This window comes from uncultured Anaerovibrio sp., assembly GCF_947302755.1.
GTDB lineage: Bacteria > Bacillota > Negativicutes > Selenomonadales > Selenomonadaceae > Anaerovibrio.
In genome coordinates, this window is the sequence record NZ_CAMYWM010000050.1 from 1 (window position 1) to 16,504 (window position 16,504).

Genomic DNA, 16,504 nt, shown 5'->3' on the forward strand with positions numbered 1-16,504 from the left:
GAGGCTGAAAACGGTGACCGGCTGGAGCCCAATTGGGCTTATGTGGCCCCGGGCAACAAGCAGATGCGGGTAAAGGCCGGGGGAGGTTGCATGAGCCTGGATGTCAATCCGGGACCTAAGTACGGTGGCCATTGTCCGGCAGTTAACGTATTGTTTAAATCAGTGGCCGAAAATGTGGGCGATGGGGCCATGGGGGTTATTCTCACCGGCATGGGTGAGGACGGGGCCGAATATATGGTGAAAATGCGGGAGGCAGGCTGCGTAACCTTAGGACAGGATGAGGCCAGCAGTGTGGTGTATGGCATGCCCCGGGCTGCCTTTGAAAGAGGAGCTGTTATGCAGCAGGTACCCCTTAATGGCATGGCCATGATGATTACCGCTGTGGCCAACTATAAATAAGAAAGGAGAGCTGTTATGGGACAATCGGATATGGTAATAGATTATGGAGCTCTCCAAAATATGTTGGGCGGCCTCGGTGATTGTGTTATTATGACTGATGTGAAGGGCATGGTCATATTTATGAACAAGGCGGCGGAGGAATTATTTGAGTATCACTATGATAATAATTCTCCCGTGAATGTCAGTGAGGTTATGCGGCTGGAAAATGTTGATACCAGAGAACGGATTATCAGTCCGGTTATACGGGCCATGCGCACCAGGCGGACCATGGGCTTGTCCAAAAATATCGGCTTTGCCCGGTCTGATGGTGCGGTATATCTGTCAGCCACCTGTTCCCCCATTATGGACAGTAACGGGGTGGTACAGGGCTGTACGGCTATCGTACGGGATGTAACCAGAATACGCACCCTGGAGCGTAAGGTGGAGAAGGACCATTATTATATGCGGTCGGTTTTTGAAGCGGCTAAAATTGGCATTATCACCCTGAATATACGGGGGGAGATAATGGATATTAATGACCCGGCCCTTGAAACCCTTAACAAGGACTATATTGACATTATGGGCAAGCAGTTCGGTGACGCCATACATTGTGTCAACAGCGTTTCATATGGGTGCGGCAAGTCGGAGGCATGTAAATTTTGCGTAGTCCGCAACAATATTGAGTCGGCTATACTGGATGATACCTTTACGGTGGATTTTGTGGTGGCCATTCAGATAAAGGGCATCGTGGCTCCGGTGTGGCTTCAGATGTTTATTACCCAGCTGTGGAATGGTAAGCGTAAGCAGATTGTGCTGACCATGTTAAATATTTCCAAGCGGAAGCAGAAGGAGCATGAGCTGCAAGAGGCCCGCCGCCATGCGGAGGTCGCCAGTACCACCAAGACCCAGTTCCTGGCCAATATGAGCCATGAAATCCGCACGCCCATAAATGGTATGTCCGGCATGATAGATTTAACCTTAAAGACCGAGCTTACGGAGGAACAGCGGGATAATCTTACGGCGGCCAAGCAATGCTCGGAGGACCTTTTACGGATAATCAATGATATTTTGGATTATGCCAAGCTGGAAAATGGCAGGCTGCGGCTGGAGGATATTGATTTGGATCTTCACGAGCTCCTTACCAGAGTCAGCAATCTGCACAGTCAGACCGCCGAACATAAGGGCCTGACCTTCACAAGACCTGATCTTGACCGGCTGCCGCGGTATGTGCGGGGGGATCCCCTTCGCATACGCCAGATACTGCACAATCTTATTACCAATGCCCTAAAATTTACTATCCACGGAGGTATCACCTTGGGAGCATTGGTTAACAGGCGTAGACAGCAGCCGTTTTTGGAGTTTTACGTGGAGGATACCGGTATTGGTATGTCCATGGAGGAGCAGGCCAAGCTGTTTAAGCCCTTTAGTCAGGTGGACGGCTCTACTACCCGTCGGTTTGGCGGTACAGGCCTGGGCCTGATGATCGTCAAGGAGCTGGTGGCCAGTATGGGGGGAGAGATTGGTGTAAGCTCCCGGCAAAACAGCGGAAGCCGGTTTACAGTGCTTATTCCGTTGATTCTGGCGGATAAGGCCGATATGGAGCTGAAGGATCAAACTGTATTTATGAATCCGTATTCCTCACAGCCAAAGCTTGATAATGGCTGTGGTCGGGCGGAGAACAATTTCACCATGGACAGTGATGAGAACGAGGATGATATCGGCGCGTTGCTCAAATACTGTGAGGATAAATTAAACAGCTAGGGGGGCTTGATTATGAGAATTTTGATAGCAGAGGATGACAGGATCAGTCGGAGCTTTTTGCAGAAATTTATGGTGACCTACGGTGAGGTGGATGTGGCCGTGGATGGTATGGAAGCTATTGATCTCTATATGGACGCCATAAAAGAGGGGAAGCCCTTTGATCTCCTGTGCTTGGATATTATGATGCCAAAGGTGGATGGGCTGAAGGTATTAAAGGTTATCCGTCAGCTGGAGAGGCAAAATGAAAAGGCCTCCGATAAGAAAATAAAGATTATTATGATGACAGCCCTGGCAGATATTGGCTATGTGGATGAGGCCTTCCGTCTTGGATGTGACGCATACGCCTCCAAGCCGGTGGATACGGAAAAGGTGGAGGAGGCCATGCGAAATCTTGGCCTAATTGCCGCTGTAAAAGATGAGTAAGGTGTCAGGTTAAGGAGTTTGGCAGATTTATGGGTATTGTGACCGTTGAATTAGGAGATAACAGTTATAACATTTACATCGGAAATGATTTGCGTTCCAACATTGTGGAATTTTGCCAGGGAAGCTCATTTTCCCGTAAGGGCATTATCATTACGGATACCAATGTAGGCCCGCTTTACGGCGATAAATTGCAGGCCATGCTGGCTGAAGGGGGACTGCAGGCTGAGGTATACCGGATACCGGCCGGGGAAAGCTCCAAGTCCTTGAAGAGCTTTGAGAATATTATGACCCGCTGTATTGAGCTGGGCCTTGACCGGAAATCGCCGGTCTTTGCCCTGGGCGGTGGTGTAGTGGGGGATTTGGCCGGCTTTGCGGCGGCGTCCTATATGCGGGGGGTGCCTTTCGTACAGGTTCCTACCAGCCTGCTGGCTCAGGTGGATTCCAGTGTAGGGGGAAAGGTGGCCGTAAATCATCCCCTGGGGAAAAATCTTATTGGTGCTTTTTATCAGCCAAAGGCCGTCTTTATGGATCTGGATTGGCTCAGGACCTTACCTGAGCGGGAGATTTATACCGGCCTTGGGGAAATAATAAAATATGGCATTATTTACGACAAGGACTTTTTCAGCTTTTTGGAAGAAAATGTCAATGACATATTGAACTTGGAGGATAAGGTAACGGCGCATATGACGGCCCGTTCCTGTGAGATAAAGGCAGCGGTGGTCAGCGAGGATGAAAGGGAGGCCGGGCTGCGGGCTATTTTGAATTTTGGCCATACCATGGCCCATGCAGTGGAGAAAAATACGGGCTATATCCGTTATAATCACGGTGAGGCCGTTGCCATAGGAATGATTTGTGCAGCCCATATCAGCCGGTCCTTGGGGCTGATCGACAATGGTTCCTTTGAGCGGGTGGAAAGGCTGATTAAAATAATGCAGCTGCCGGCCAAGGCCCAGGGCTGTGATATAGACACCCTGTACGAAGCAATTTTTCATGACAAAAAGACAGTAAATGGTCAGGTGAAATGGGTATTGATGGACGGGGAAATCGGTAGGGTACGCATTTCAAAGGACGTTAATGAGGAAATTGTAAAGAAGGCCATGAGCTATTGCCTGGCTTAAAAAAATTTTTTATTGCTTGATTTTTGATAAATATCATGATATCATACTTGGGTATGTGAGCGGTCCTCTGGACAAGACTATATTAGAATTCAACACTTGCCAAGAACGCTTGAATAGAGGAGGATATACAATGAACATTATTCAGGAATTAGAGAAAGAACAGCTCAGAAATGACATCCCACAGTTCCAGCAGGGCGATACTGTACGTTGCCATGTAAAGGTTGTGGAGGGTTCCCGTGAGCGTATCCAGGTTTTCGAGGGCGTTGTTATTGCGCGTTCCGGCTCCGGCGTTCGTGAGACCTTCACCGTTCGTCGTATTGCCAGCGGTGTCGGTGTAGAGCGTACTTTCCCGGTACACTCCCCAAGACTCGATAAGATCGAAGTTAAGCGTCGCGGTATTGTTCGTCGCGCTAAGCTGTACTATCTCCGTAACCTTACAGGTAAGGCTGCTCGTATCCGCGAGAAGCGCTAATGGCAGAATTGAAAAAGGGACTGTTTTTTCAGTCCCTTTTTTTCATACTGAAGAGCTTGTAAGAGGTGATTTTGCATGGGTCAGTTAGGGACTGAAATTAGAGATTGGGTTATTTCCATAGCGGTGGCTGTTGCATTGGCTATGTTTATCCGCACCTTTGTTGTGGAATTGTACTTGGTGGACGGTCCATCTATGATGCCCACCCTTGAGCATCAGCAGCGTCTTGTGGTTAATAAATTCATTTACAGGATGCGTGCTCCTGAGCGGGGAGAGATACTTATATTCCAGTATCCAAGGGATAAGAGCCGGGATTTTATAAAACGGGTTATTGCTATTCCCGGGGATACAATTGAGATAAAGGATCACAATGTTTATGTAAATGGTGAGCTACAGAATGAGGATTATATATTGGCCAAAAGCCGTATGGACTATCCCAAGACGACCATCCCAGATGGACATGTATTTGTAATGGGGGATAATCGCAATAATTCTGAGGACAGTCGGTTTCCGGATGTTGGCTTTGTGCCATATGACCTGCTAAAGGGTAAGGCCATGCTGGTATTCTGGCCGTCGTCTGCCTGGAAAACATTACCATAATACAGCATGATAACCTGTTCAGGTGGTTTTTCTATTCCTTGCGGCTTTAACCCCACGCTAACGGGTGCTAAGTCTCCCCCTGAATAAGTTTCATTTAATTGCATTTTAGTAAAAACGGGCTGATTGCTTCAGTCCGTTTTTGGCATTTTATTGGGCCTTTATACCCAACAATGTCCATAAGCTAATAAATTAAATAGGGCTTTCGTCTTATAATAATGTGTATCAATTAACAATGATTTTTGATAAAATACCATTGTTGGCCCATAATATGGGAAAGTGCAGAAAGGGTGGAGGAGAGTATAGCATGCAGGATACGCAGGAGATGCGTCAACTATTTATAAAGCGGCTCTTGGGCAGCTGTTATCATAAGGTGATGCACGTAGATTTGCGTAAAAATAGCTTCCATATTATAAAAATGGATGATTTTGAACGTGAGCATATCGGTATTGATCTTAAAACGGCAACCTTAAGTGAGTGGTTTGAGGCGTTCATCAACAGTGGAATGTGCCATGATAGCCTTAAGCTGCAATTTATAAATTTGGCCAGTCCCTCAAATTTAAAGCGTTTGTGTAAGAAATGCGCCCAGGGCTCCCTGCAGATTATTTATTTGCGCCGCACCAGCTCGAAGGGGAAATATGAACCGGTTATTATGGAGTTTTTTCCAGATACCGATAATGTATTTTCAGGCTTTGTTACGGTACGCTCTTTTATAAGGAATTATAAGATTGAGGAAAATAGCATCATAAATGATCTGGACAGCCGAATGAATAGGGAAGCACAGTATGACAGCCTTACGGGGTTACTGAATCGCCGGTCCTTTTGTGAAAGGGCGGATGCGATTATGGCGGCCAATCCGGATAAGAAGTACGATTTTGTTGTTTCCGATGTGGTGGATTTTAAGCTGATTAATGAGCATTATGGCTATGATGCCGGTGATAAGGTTATTATGGAGATTAGCGAGTGGCTCCAGCACGGTAAAGGTGATATGTTCATGGTGGGACGGTACGGTGCTGACCAATTTGTGGTATTTATGGAGCATACCGGTCTTCTCACTGATGATTATATCCGCTATATTTACCAGTCGGCCATGGAAATTATTTCAATGAAGGATTTGGTATTTAGGCTGGGTATATATGAAAATGTGGACAGCTCAATTTCCGCGGCAATTGCCTGTGATCGGGCTATTATGGCCCTGCAGCCTATCAAGCACAAATACGGTAAGCTTTACGCTTTCTTTGAGGATGAAATGCTGGAGAAGCTGGAGCGGTATCGCCGTATGGAAACCGATATGCGCTCTTCCCTGATGATGGGGGCGTTTTATTTGGTGTTCCAGCCCAAGCATAATTCCTTTACCGGGGAGCTGGAGGGGGCCGAGGCCCTCCTTAGATGGCACCATTCTGAACTGGGAGAAATTTATCCTAACGAGTTTATTCCTGTAATGGAGGATTGTGGCTTCATTGTAGAGGTGGATATGTATGTGTGGGAGCAGACCTGCAAATGCCTTAATCACTGGAAGGACCTTGGTATGGACCCATTTCCCGTGTCAGTGAATTTTTCCCGCCTAAGCTTTCGTGAGTCCAATTTCTTTCAGAATATTGTACGCATAACTGAAAAGCATGGTATACTCCGTTCTATGCTCCACCTGGAGGTTACAGAAAACCTGTTTGAGTCCCGAATTGGGGATTTATATAATACCCTGAAGGCATGCCAGGATTATGGCTTTAAAATTGAGTTGGATGACTTTGGCTCCGGCTATTCCTCCCTTAATATTTTAGGAGAATTACCCCTTGATTTTATTAAGCTGGATAGAGTATTTATGAAAGAGCTGAGCGACAAGAAACGAAGCCGCATTCTCCATGGTTGTATCAATCTGGCCAATAGTCTGGAGCTAAGCACGGTGGTTGAAGGGGTTGAGTCCAAGGAACAGCTGGAGGTACTTCGCAGCTATGGTGCCGATATGATTCAGGGCTATTATTTCTCCAAGCCTATGCGGGAAGAGGAATTTATAAAATACGTTTTTGAGTGTAAAAAGAAAAGTAAAAATGCCAATATGGTTAATCGGTGATTTTTGAGGAGGTAGCTTTTATGTTGGAAAAGAAAATTCACATAATAATAATGTGCCTGGTAATATGCCTGGGTCTCATTAGTGGGGTCAGTGCAGCCCCTGCAGGGCAATATAGTGAAGCTTCGGTTATTTCGGCCAGTGGATTCGGTAAGGTGACCGCCAGTCCGGATGTGGCCCATATCCGTATTGGCGTTGAAACCACGGGGATGGAGGCCAGAGCTGCCCAGGCGGAAAATGACAATATAATGACCGCAGTGCTGAATGCCATAAAAGATCTGGGAATTAGTGACAATGATATTAAGACCACATTTTTGGATTTAACACCGGTATATAATTATCCCGATGGAAAGCCTGCTGAATTGGTGAGCTATAATGCCACGAATTACATAACTGTCCGGGTGGAGGAGCTGACCAAGGCCGGTGAAGTTATTGACAGCGCGTTAAGCCACGGGGCCAATCGGATTGACAGCCTGTCCTTTGATGTGAAGAAGCCGGAGGAGCTGCGGAAGGCTGCCCTGAGGGAGGCTGTCCGGGATGCCAGAACCAAGGCTGATGTTCTCGCCGACGCCCTGGGGGTCCGCATCACCGGTGTCAAGCTGGTTACGGAAAATGTGGGCTCCGTTACAACCAGGGACAATCTCCTGCTGGCCAAAAACAGCCGGGATATGGTGTCCTCCAATATAATATCCACTCCCTTGGAGGCGGGAGCTATCGATGTAACTGCCACGGTCCACGTCGATTATATTATTGAATAAATTTCGTTTTGGGAGTTTTCTGATGAAGAAGCCACGTTTGGAGGCAATAGAATATATTCGCGGAATATCCATGCTGGGCGTAATTGGTATTCATATTGGCTCAGTCTATCTGGGGCAGCATTTGACTCCTGAGGCAGCCGGCAATCCGCATTTGGTGGCCCTGCTGGAGATTTTTACCAGGTTTAGTGTGCCAATTTTCTTTTTTATTTCTGCCTTTGGTTTATTTTATAATCTGGATATGACCAAGCCCTTTGTCTACAAGGATTTTTTAAAAAGGCGCTGCAAGGCTGTGGTAGTACCATATGTGGTGTGGTCGCTGTTTTATATCCTTCACTATTGTGTTTTATGGAAGGATTATGGGCCACTGAAGCCTATCACCATATTGTATGATTTGTTCTTTGGCTTGGCCAATTATCAGCTTTATTTTATGGTGCTGCTCATTTGGTTTTATCTGCTGATGCCCCTTTGGGTATGGGGGGTTAAGCGGCTTAATGTGCAACGCCTGGCCCTTCTGCTGGTATTTCAGATTGCCCTTAATTATTATTTGTGCTTTGTCTGGAATGCCTGGGCGGTGACCAATCCCTACCTTAAGCCCTTTGCCATATACCACCTTAATTATTGGGTAATCCATTATGTGTTTGTTTTCCTGTTGGGTGGCTATTTGGCGGTAAACATGGACAGGTTTTCAGTATTTATGGAGAAATACCGCAGCTCTATTGTAGTGTTTTTCTGGCTGACCCTGGTGTCTCATTTAAGCTATTACTACTATCTGCTGTACAGCAGGGGCTATACCCCCTTGGAGGGGGTCAATACGGCCCATCAGCTTTCCCCCACGGGAATAGTGTACACCTTGGGGGCCTGCCTGTTTTTCTTTACAATTTTTACCCTTTGGCGTCTGCCGGACCAATTAAAGCCGGTTCTGTCCCTTTTAGGCAAGCATTCATATTTCATGTATTTGGCCCATCCCGTGGCAATTACCTATTTTACCCTGTTTTATGATAAAATAGGTCTTAGGATTAACGCTGTTCAGGCGATAATTCTCTATTGCGGGGTGGCCCTGGCAACCTTGATTGTTGCCGTAATAATGCGCTGGTTGGGGAATAAATTCCCATTTATTAACAAGGGGACTATTGGGGTGTACCCCAAGAGGATGGCATAGGAAGACTCAGGCTCCCCTGGTGGGAGCCTTTTTCAGTTGCAGCCGGGTAAATCGGGCTATTGTTCCAGGCTGAATTTCGTGGTGGCCGGTATGGGAAGGGCCCATGGAGCTAATTTCAGGTAGTTCCATTGGGTTAAGTCGGGCCCTGCTTCCGGGCTGAATTGTGTGTTGGACGGCAGGGGAACAATCAATGAAGCTAATTTCAGGTATTTTGAAAGGATCAATATGGAAATCTCTTATATCGTGGTGGGACTGTTACTCGTTATTATCGTAATGCTGGCTGCGTTGCTTATGAAAAAGCCGGATGATTCCCGCAGGGAGCAGCTGCTGTGGAATATGCAGCAGGCTATAGGGGAGAGTCAGCAGATGACCAAGGAGGATATTTGCCGCAGTCTTATGCAGATGGATAATGCCAGCAGCCAAAGCCTCAAAGAGGTCAGGGACTCCATAGAGCGGGGCATGGTGGCAATCCGTCGCGAAACGGAGCAAGGTATTATGGCGGTACGGGGGGATCTGGACAAGAGCCTTAAGGAAATACGGGGTGTGGTGGACGAACAGCTGCAGACCGCATTGGAAAACCGTATAACGGCGTCCTTTAAGGCCGTCAGCACCCAGCTGGAGCAGGTGTATAAGGGCCTGGGGGAAATGCAGGCCCTGGCCAATGATGTGGGCAGTCTGAAGCAGGTTCTCAGTGGGGTAAAGACCCGTGGGGTCCTGGGGGAATACCAGCTTAAGAATATTCTGGTGGAAATATTGACGGCCGACCAATTTGATGAAAATGTGGAGACTGTACCCCATAGCGGCAAACGGGTGGAATTTGCCGTCAGGCTGCCTGGCCTGGAGGGGAATATTGTATATCTGCCCATAGACGCCAAATTTCCCCTTGATTGCTACAATCATCTGCTGGAAGCTCAGCAAACAGGGGATAAGCAGCTGATTGAACAGGCGCAGCGGGAGCTGGAGAGCCGGTTGGACAGTGAGGCCAAGGATATTTCCGGTAAATATCTGGCTCCGCCGCATACCACCAGCTTTGCCATTATGTTTCTGCCCATAGAGGGACTTTATGCCCATGCAGTGGACAGTGGGATGGTGGAACGTCTCCAGCACAAATACAAGGTTAATATAGCGGGACCCAGTACAATGGCCGCCCTGCTGAACAGCCTGCAAATGGGATTCAGAACCTTGGCTATTCAGAGGCGTTCCAACGAGGTATGGAAGACCCTGGGGGAAGTGAAGAGTGAATTTATAAAGTATAATGCCGCCATTGATGCCCTGCACAAGCAGTTCAGTCAGGTAAGCAATAAATTTGATGCCCTGGTGAATACCCGCACCAATGTACTTATGCGAAAATTTCGGGAGGTAGAGGCTTTGCCGGAGCAGGAAAATGGGGAGCTGCCGGGGCAGCAGGAGAAATAAAACTGTTAGGGTAGTAGGGAAATATAGCGCTGTCGCTGAACGGATAAAGCAGCACTGCCGGGGCAGCAGGAGAAAATCCAACTGCTGAGGTAGCAGGAGACTGGGAGAGGACGGTTATAATTTATGAATGATATAGTAATGAATTTGGCCATCGTGCCAGGCTTAGGCTTTTTATATTATATTTATACCTTGGATAAAATCGAAAAGGAACCGCCTGAGCTTCTGACGAAGCTGTTCCTGTACGGAGCTATCTGCTGTTTGCCGGCTATTTTTTTGGAGCTGGTTGCTGGGGGAGCTATCAACAGCGTTTTCCAGGAGGGGACGGTGGAGCACGCGTTTGTGGAGGCCCTTTTTGGAGTGGCCATCATGGAGGAGGGCTGTAAGCTGTTTGTGCTTAAGCGGCTGACCTGGACGCACCCGAATTTTAATTATCGCTTTGACGCCATCTTATATGCGGTATGCGTAAGTATGGGCTTTGCGGTGTTGGAGAATATTATGTATGTCATGGACGGTGGCTTGGAGGTGGCTGTTGGCCGGGCATTTACTTCTATTCCGGGGCACGGTGTCTTTGGTATTTTTATGGGTATTTACTATGGACAGGCCAAGGAATATCTTCATCGTATGAACCGTGCGGTAAAGGACCGCAGTCTGAAGCTGGCCTTATTTATTCCTACCGTTCTCCATGGCTTTTACGATTTCTGCCTGCTTACTGAGGAGGATATGATGGTGGGGGTATTTCTGATCTTTATTTTTGGTCTGTACGCCCACGCCTTCGTCAAGGTCAGAAGGATGTCCCGGGAGGATCATCGGATTTATTATTGACAATTCAATATCAATAGACCTTTGTTAATTGCGAAACTGATTAATTGCAAATTGCAGAAGGAAAGAGGAACCTTGCTGATATACCTACCGGTAGGGTTCCTCTTTTTAGTTGGTATTGGGGGCAGGGGTTGACACAATATTGAATTGGCTATTGAGCTTGTAGAGGTGGGTGTGCTATACTGTTATTGTAGGTAATTGAAATTACCTACAGTAAATAATTACCACAACCCGCAATTTAGCCACACCAACCTATTTATCTACCCAACAGGAGAACTCATCATGATCACTAAGGACCTCTTCCTCCAAAACCTGGAGCAATATATCATTCCCTGTATAGCTAAGGGAAAGCCCAGTCCTGATACCCTGGAAGCCTATATGAAGCATATACGCATATTTTTCAACTGGTGCCAAAAAAATAACCGTCACCCTTTGAAGATGACGGAGCAGCAAATCAGGCTTTATTATCAGGAGCTGGTGGATAAGGGCTACAAGCCATTGACCATCCACATAAAAATTTCTGCCCTAAAGGCCCTTTACCGGGCGGCCATTGCCCAGGGACTTATATTTGATAATCCCTGCACCAATATACAGACCCAGGGAGGCAATCCGCCAACCCTGCGTTACTATCTGGATATGAACCAGCTGCAGGTGGTATGCAACGCCTATAGTGATGAACCGGATGAATTTGTCCGAAACCGCAACACCTTAATATTGTACCTGTTCAGCGTAGAGGGACTGCGCCCTGTGGATATATTCCGCCTAAATATGCAGGATATCAATTGGCAAAGCTACACCATTGAATTTCGGACGGCTGATAACAGCGAAGCCTACGAAGCCCAGCAGATTTATCCCTGCCAGGAAACGATTAATGTACTAATGGATTACATTAACAGCATTCCTGGGGACATTATTGATAAATTAATGGGCCAGCTGGCCCCCTTAATTATTTCCAATTCCAAAAATAATTTTGCCGGCCGCCTGTCCCGAAATGGTATGCGGCTAATAATAAATAATGCCTTGGATAAAGCCGGATTAAAGGTTTCCGGATCATCCGCCAATCTGCTGCGTAACAGCTGCGGAACAAATCTGTTTAAAGCCACCAATGATATTAAGCTGGTCCAGAAAACCCTCAGACAGCAAAGCCTTATTTCTGCCATGAAATACATGGAGGATAATCCAACCCTCAGTAAACGGGCAACCAATATCATAGCTCCCAAAAGGAACAAATAAGCCCAATTATGGTTCAGAAATTCCTGCCAAAAATAGGGACCGTAAACATAATGTGCTTACGGTCCTTTTGGGAGGTTTTTACTTCCGATAAAATATGGATAAAAAGCAAAAATGAGTCGCTCCCCATAGATAAAGGTGGGGCGTTCTTAATAGTTTTACCAGTCAATGTCTGACATAACCACGGTATCACCGTTTGTTAAATCAATATCCGATTTTTCAAGACGTTCCCTTTCTTCATGGGTTAGCTTGGTAAAATCAGAGTCCCACGCCAATACTAAACGCTTTATCAATTCATAGGCAAGTATTTGCTCATGCTCTGGTAAAAGTCTATATATATCCAGTGTCTTTTGTTCTAAAGCTGTCATTATTGCCGCCTCTTTTATTTGTAAATATCTCCACGACTGCCAATATCCCTAATTTAAAGAAATTGTTGACCGTCTATCTCGCAAAATTGATATATAACCCTATAACCGCCAACACGCAAACGGTAAACATGATCCTTATAACCTTGCAGAAGTTTAATGTCACCCTTGGGCGGTATTTCCATAAGTCCCATAATAGCCGCCTTTATTCGTTGTCTGGTTGTTTTATCCTGTGATTTGATATAGTAGGCACCTATCCTTGAAAATTTGCATTCCATAATATCACCCCTATGTTCTTGTAATTATTTTATCATGTATGCATATATAAAACAATTAGAAAAACCAAGAAACACCAAAGGATGCAGCAATCGGCCGTGATACTATTTTGATACTACAATTTTAAAAAATAGGGGTAAAAACCGGTTTTTATTGATTTTTTGACATTTAAAAACCCAGTATTTACAAGGGTATACGGTATCGGTAATTTACTTCCGATAATTTATCATTATCGACCCTAATAATCGATTTTGGCAAGCCTTGAAAATCCTAGCTTTATGTTTCACTTTATGCCCCATTTTTTTCATATAAAACCATTTTTTCAAAAATTTTAAGCCCAAAATAAACCCATAACGGGTTACAATTACATCATGCTTTAAGCCAGCTGAGCCCTTGTGTCATACGGGTTGGAATTTAATGATACATTCTGGTCAAATAAAAAAATTTATCCTGCACCAATACCGGCATTTACCAGGGTAATGGTCTCCCATCAGCCATTTACGTAATATTTATCCGAAATTAACCGGGGCCCAATATAGTTACTCCAGGTTGCAGGCCTGGAAGAGCAAAAAAATAAAAAACCTTTTCCCAGGCGCAGGAAAAATATAAATGTAGGTCGAAATAATCAGCTAGAGGTGTGTTCATAATAGTCAATATTCTTTCTGTTGCATCGCAGGGAGTGATCGTACATGAAATTTTTCTGTATACTGTTTATGGTCATCCAGCTATTTTCATACTGCTGGATGGTACCGGCTCATGCCAATCAGGTCGATAATGACCAATCCCGAAAAACGGTGCGGGTTGCCGCTTATGATGCCGACGAGATTTTCATATTGAATGATGGAAACAATCAAAAGGGCGGTTATGCATTTGAATATATTGAAACCATTGCCAGATATTCGGGCTGGGATTTGGAATATGTTGAATTCCCCGGCTTTAATGCCTGCATTGAGGCCGTAAAAAACGGCGATGCTGATCTGGCCTATGATGTCAGCTATACGGAGGAACGGGCCCCATATGTAGCCTTTCCCAACGACCCTATGGGAACAGAAAAATATTATCTATATTTCCTCGACCAGAACAAAAACATTATATCCGGTAACCTGGAGACTATACAGCATAAAAAAATTGGGGTCTCCAGAGGAACAAAGCAAATTGGTTTACTAAAGAATTGGCTGGAAAAAAATAATGTTGATGCTGAAATTATAGAATATGCCAACAGTGCCGAACGGCGGGCTGCTCTTTTGTCCGGTGAGGTTGAGCTAAATCTTATTGCTAACCGATATAATAAGCCCCATTTTGTGGCCTTTGGCAGTATCGGTGAAGATGACTTTTACCTGATTGTTAACAAGGCCCGTCCAGATATTTTGGAGGACCTTAATAATGCCCATCGTCTTATGCTGTCCATTAATCCTTATTTCCTCACAGAAATCAGTAAGCGGCATTTCGCTTATGCTTCTATCAGGAAAAGTCTCACAAATCCGGAGCTTGATTGGATAAAAAATCATCCCGTCATTCGGGTGGGCTGCCTCTATGACGATGCCCCCTTCACCTATAATGATCCAAATACCAATGAAGTAAAGGGTGCCTCCGTGGATACCCTAAAGCGCATATTTAGTGTTCTTGATATAAATAATATTCAATTGGAATTTAAGGTATATTATTCCCAAGATGATATGCTGGCGGCTCTCCGCAATAACCAGGTGGATATTATTTCCCAATATTACTTCGATTATAACCGTGCAGCCCAGGACAATGTTGTTATCACAACAAATATTTACGATGCCCAGATAGGTATTGTCCGTAAAGCCGGAACTCCGTATGCCGACGCCTTTGAGCGTCTGGCCTATTTAAAGAAGCGCAACAGCAGCTATGCAGTAAATAAATTTAGAAATTCCACCTTCATTCCATGCAAAAGTCTGTTGGAATGTATGGATGAGGTAAATAATGGAAATGCCACCGGGGTTATCGACCTGAGTTCAACATTGGCCATTTATGCCCAATCATATCCGGATTTGGAATATACCCCGATGATGGAAACCGTTCCCCTGTGCTTTGCCACCTCCAAGAACAATGTAGAGCTAATATCCATGCTGGATAAAGGACGGGGACTGATTAATAACGGTGAAATAGATGCAATTATGGCCGGTCACCAGCCTATGGCTCCATTTTCGGTGCATAAATTTGTTTCCAACAATCTGTTGGCATGCGCCCTGAGTACCATCCTCATCGTGTCGGTTATTCTGTTTGTTCTGTTCATGACCATTACCAATCGCCGTCTTAAGGCCAAAAATCAACTGATTGACGAGCAAAATACGGCTCTTAAGGAATATCAGGTGAAGCTGACCCAATCCCTGGATGCCGTGCAAAAGGCTGATGAAGCCAAAACAGCCTTTTTGTTTAATATGTCCCATGATATAAGAACGCCAATGAATGCTATTATCGGCTTCACCAATTTATTGGAGAAGCATATTGGGGATAAGGCCCTTGCCCTTAGCTATGTTGATAAAATTCAGTCCTCCAACAAATTTCTTCTGTCCCTGATTAATAACGTGCTGGAAATGGCCCGCATCGAAAGCGGCAAAGCAACGGTTGATGAAGCCTATGCTGATTTGGATCACATCGTACCGGAAATAGTTGCAGTTTTTGAAGCACAAATGAAGGATAAGGGACTTGAGTTCACCTATTCCTACCAGGTAGAGCATCATGAGGTTATGCTGGATGCCACAAAGGTCAGGGAAATTTTCCTGAATTTAATAAGCAATGCCCTCAAGTACACCCCAACCGGCGGCAATGTACACCTTGAGGTCACTGAAATTTCATCTGCTGAGCCGGATATCGGCATGTTCAGGATTGTGGTTGCGGATACGGGTATTGGCATGTCCAAGGAGTTTCTTGATACCGTATTTGAAGCCTTTACCCGGGAAAAAAATACAACCCAAAGCGGAATTATTGGAACCGGCCTTGGTATGCATATCGTAAAAAAATTGGTGGATCTGTTGGGAGGCACTATAAATATTGAAAGTGAATTAGGCAGGGGAACCAGAATTACCCTGCTTATGCCTATCAGGATTGCGCCGGAGCAGCTGCAGGATGCTGAAGCTGTCCAGCAGCTGGCTATTGACACATCAAAATACAAGGGCATGCGTATTCTGTTGGCTGAAGATAATGAGCTTAATGCCGAAATTGCCCAGACCATCCTGGAAGAACAGGGCTTCAAGGTGGAACACGCCAAAAATGGCGTTGAATGCGTAGATATGTTGTCAAATTCTCCGCCTGGCTACTATGACCTGATACTTATGGATGTACAAATGCCATTAATGGATGGCTATAAGGCTACTGCTGCAATCCGCAGCATGAAGGAAGTTGATTGTGCCCACATTCCAATTATTGCCATGACAGCCAATGCCTTTGATGAGGATAAACGGGCTGCCATACAGGCAGGCATGAATGCCCATGTACCAAAGCCCTTTGATGTCCACCAGCTTTTTGAAACTATAGAAATGGTGATGAAGCACCAGGATTAATAATACTCCTTCCCATAAATACCATAACAATACAATAACAATGCTAAAAGGCATATATCTCGCACGTTTACCGTGCAAAATATATGCCTTTTATAACGCCATTGTTCAAATTTTTCTTCTTTAGAAGAAAAATCTTCCAATTA

Annotated in this window: 16 protein-coding genes; 13 read left to right on the forward strand and 3 right to left on the reverse strand. The window is 45.4% G+C overall.

Annotation, left to right across the window (positions count from 1 at the left end; all coding sequences use genetic code 11):
- The 9 genes from Q0Y54_RS06465 to Q0Y54_RS06505 all read left to right on the forward strand — a co-directional run.
- Positions 1–399 (forward strand): CheB methylesterase domain-containing protein (locus Q0Y54_RS06465; RefSeq protein WP_297965468.1); only part of this gene is annotated, 399 nt, incomplete at its 5' end.
- Between the two features lie 15 nt (positions 400–414).
- Positions 415–2,139 carry a PAS domain-containing hybrid sensor histidine kinase/response regulator gene (locus tag Q0Y54_RS06470; RefSeq protein ID WP_297965470.1) on the forward strand — a complete coding sequence of 575 codons (1,725 nt, stop codon included), beginning with the start codon at positions 415–417 and terminating at the stop codon, positions 2,137–2,139.
- A gap of 12 nt (positions 2,140–2,151) precedes the next feature.
- Entirely contained in the window at positions 2,152–2,562 is a 411-nt protein-coding gene (locus Q0Y54_RS06475) for a response regulator (RefSeq protein ID WP_297965472.1), read from the forward strand.
- A gap of 29 nt (positions 2,563–2,591) precedes the next feature.
- Positions 2,592–3,680, forward strand: coding sequence for a 3-dehydroquinate synthase (gene aroB, locus Q0Y54_RS06480; RefSeq protein ID WP_297965474.1), 1,089 nt, complete (start codon positions 2,592–2,594; stop codon positions 3,678–3,680).
- 130 nt (positions 3,681–3,810) lie between these two features.
- Positions 3,811–4,152: a 50S ribosomal protein L19 gene (rplS, locus tag Q0Y54_RS06485; protein WP_297965499.1), complete on the forward strand. Its 342-nt coding sequence runs from the start codon at positions 3,811–3,813 to the stop codon at positions 4,150–4,152.
- A gap of 75 nt (positions 4,153–4,227) precedes the next feature.
- Positions 4,228–4,749, forward strand: a complete 522-nt coding sequence (gene lepB / locus Q0Y54_RS06490) for a signal peptidase I (RefSeq protein WP_297965476.1) — start codon at positions 4,228–4,230, stop codon at positions 4,747–4,749.
- A gap of 304 nt (positions 4,750–5,053) precedes the next feature.
- Complete coding sequence (locus Q0Y54_RS06495) at positions 5,054–6,814, forward strand: bifunctional diguanylate cyclase/phosphodiesterase (protein WP_297965478.1); 1,761 nt, start codon at positions 5,054–5,056, stop codon at positions 6,812–6,814.
- Between the two features lie 20 nt (positions 6,815–6,834).
- Positions 6,835–7,569 carry an SIMPL domain-containing protein gene (locus tag Q0Y54_RS06500; RefSeq protein ID WP_297965481.1) on the forward strand — a complete coding sequence of 245 codons (735 nt, stop codon included), beginning with the start codon at positions 6,835–6,837 and terminating at the stop codon, positions 7,567–7,569.
- A gap of 22 nt (positions 7,570–7,591) precedes the next feature.
- Positions 7,592–8,728: an acyltransferase gene (locus Q0Y54_RS06505; protein ID WP_297965483.1), complete on the forward strand. Its 1,137-nt coding sequence runs from the start codon at positions 7,592–7,594 to the stop codon at positions 8,726–8,728.
- 6 nt (positions 8,729–8,734) lie between these two features.
- On the opposite strand, the gene Q0Y54_RS06510 is transcribed toward Q0Y54_RS06505, so the two are convergent.
- Positions 8,735–8,857 carry a hypothetical protein gene (locus Q0Y54_RS06510; RefSeq protein ID WP_297965484.1) on the reverse strand — a complete coding sequence of 41 codons (123 nt, stop codon included), beginning with the start codon at positions 8,855–8,857 and terminating at the stop codon, positions 8,735–8,737.
- 96 nt (positions 8,858–8,953) lie between these two features.
- On the opposite strand from Q0Y54_RS06510, the gene rmuC reads away from it, so the two are divergent.
- From rmuC to Q0Y54_RS06525, 3 genes are all read left to right on the forward strand, one after another.
- Positions 8,954–10,144, forward strand: coding sequence for a DNA recombination protein RmuC (gene rmuC, locus Q0Y54_RS06515; protein WP_297965486.1), 1,191 nt, complete (start codon positions 8,954–8,956; stop codon positions 10,142–10,144).
- Positions 10,145–10,267: 123 nt separating this feature from the next.
- Positions 10,268–10,966: a PrsW family intramembrane metalloprotease gene (locus Q0Y54_RS06520; RefSeq protein WP_297965488.1), complete on the forward strand. Its 699-nt coding sequence runs from the start codon at positions 10,268–10,270 to the stop codon at positions 10,964–10,966.
- 279 nt (positions 10,967–11,245) lie between these two features.
- Positions 11,246–12,196: a phage integrase N-terminal SAM-like domain-containing protein gene (locus Q0Y54_RS06525; protein ID WP_297965490.1), complete on the forward strand. Its 951-nt coding sequence runs from the start codon at positions 11,246–11,248 to the stop codon at positions 12,194–12,196.
- A 155-nt stretch (positions 12,197–12,351) separates the two neighbouring features.
- Here Q0Y54_RS06525 and Q0Y54_RS06530 read toward each other — a convergent pair whose 3' ends face one another.
- Together Q0Y54_RS06530 and Q0Y54_RS06535 are read right to left on the reverse strand one after the other, a co-directional pair.
- Positions 12,352–12,561, reverse strand: a complete 210-nt coding sequence (locus tag Q0Y54_RS06530; RefSeq protein WP_297965492.1) for a hypothetical protein — start codon at positions 12,559–12,561, stop codon at positions 12,352–12,354.
- A 53-nt stretch (positions 12,562–12,614) separates the two neighbouring features.
- Positions 12,615–12,836 (reverse strand): type II toxin-antitoxin system RelE/ParE family toxin, encoded by a 222-nt coding sequence (locus Q0Y54_RS06535; protein ID WP_297965494.1) that lies wholly within the window; start codon positions 12,834–12,836, stop codon positions 12,615–12,617.
- 687 nt (positions 12,837–13,523) lie between these two features.
- Here Q0Y54_RS06535 and Q0Y54_RS06540 point away from each other — a divergent pair.
- Complete coding sequence (locus Q0Y54_RS06540; protein ID WP_297965496.1) at positions 13,524–16,361, forward strand: ATP-binding protein; 2,838 nt, start codon at positions 13,524–13,526, stop codon at positions 16,359–16,361.
- The last annotated feature ends 143 nt before the right edge of the window (positions 16,362–16,504 follow it).

Bases quoted from the DNA above. Each gene is read 5' to 3' on its own strand.
- Q0Y54_RS06470 (WP_297965470.1), top strand. From the start codon at position 415: ATGGGACAATCGGATATGGTAATAGATTATGGAGCTCTCCAAAATATG.
- Q0Y54_RS06475 (WP_297965472.1), top strand. From the start codon at position 2,152: ATGAGAATTTTGATAGCAGAGGATGACAGGATCAGTCGGAGCTTTTTG.
- aroB (WP_297965474.1), top strand. From the start codon at position 2,592: ATGGGTATTGTGACCGTTGAATTAGGAGATAACAGTTATAACATTTAC.
- rplS (WP_297965499.1), top strand. From the start codon at position 3,811: ATGAACATTATTCAGGAATTAGAGAAAGAACAGCTCAGAAATGACATC.
- lepB (WP_297965476.1), top strand. From the start codon at position 4,228: ATGGGTCAGTTAGGGACTGAAATTAGAGATTGGGTTATTTCCATAGCG.
- Q0Y54_RS06495 (WP_297965478.1), top strand. From the start codon at position 5,054: ATGCAGGATACGCAGGAGATGCGTCAACTATTTATAAAGCGGCTCTTG.
- Q0Y54_RS06500 (WP_297965481.1), top strand. From the start codon at position 6,835: ATGTTGGAAAAGAAAATTCACATAATAATAATGTGCCTGGTAATATGC.
- Q0Y54_RS06505 (WP_297965483.1), top strand. From the start codon at position 7,592: ATGAAGAAGCCACGTTTGGAGGCAATAGAATATATTCGCGGAATATCC.
- Q0Y54_RS06510 (WP_297965484.1), bottom strand. From the start codon at position 8,857: ATGGAACTACCTGAAATTAGCTCCATGGGCCCTTCCCATACCGGCCAC.
- rmuC (WP_297965486.1), top strand. From the start codon at position 8,954: ATGGAAATCTCTTATATCGTGGTGGGACTGTTACTCGTTATTATCGTA.
- Q0Y54_RS06520 (WP_297965488.1), top strand. From the start codon at position 10,268: ATGAATGATATAGTAATGAATTTGGCCATCGTGCCAGGCTTAGGCTTT.
- Q0Y54_RS06525 (WP_297965490.1), top strand. From the start codon at position 11,246: ATGATCACTAAGGACCTCTTCCTCCAAAACCTGGAGCAATATATCATT.
- Q0Y54_RS06530 (WP_297965492.1), bottom strand. From the start codon at position 12,561: ATGACAGCTTTAGAACAAAAGACACTGGATATATATAGACTTTTACCA.
- Q0Y54_RS06535 (WP_297965494.1), bottom strand. From the start codon at position 12,836: ATGGAATGCAAATTTTCAAGGATAGGTGCCTACTATATCAAATCACAG.
- Q0Y54_RS06540 (WP_297965496.1), top strand. From the start codon at position 13,524: ATGAAATTTTTCTGTATACTGTTTATGGTCATCCAGCTATTTTCATAC.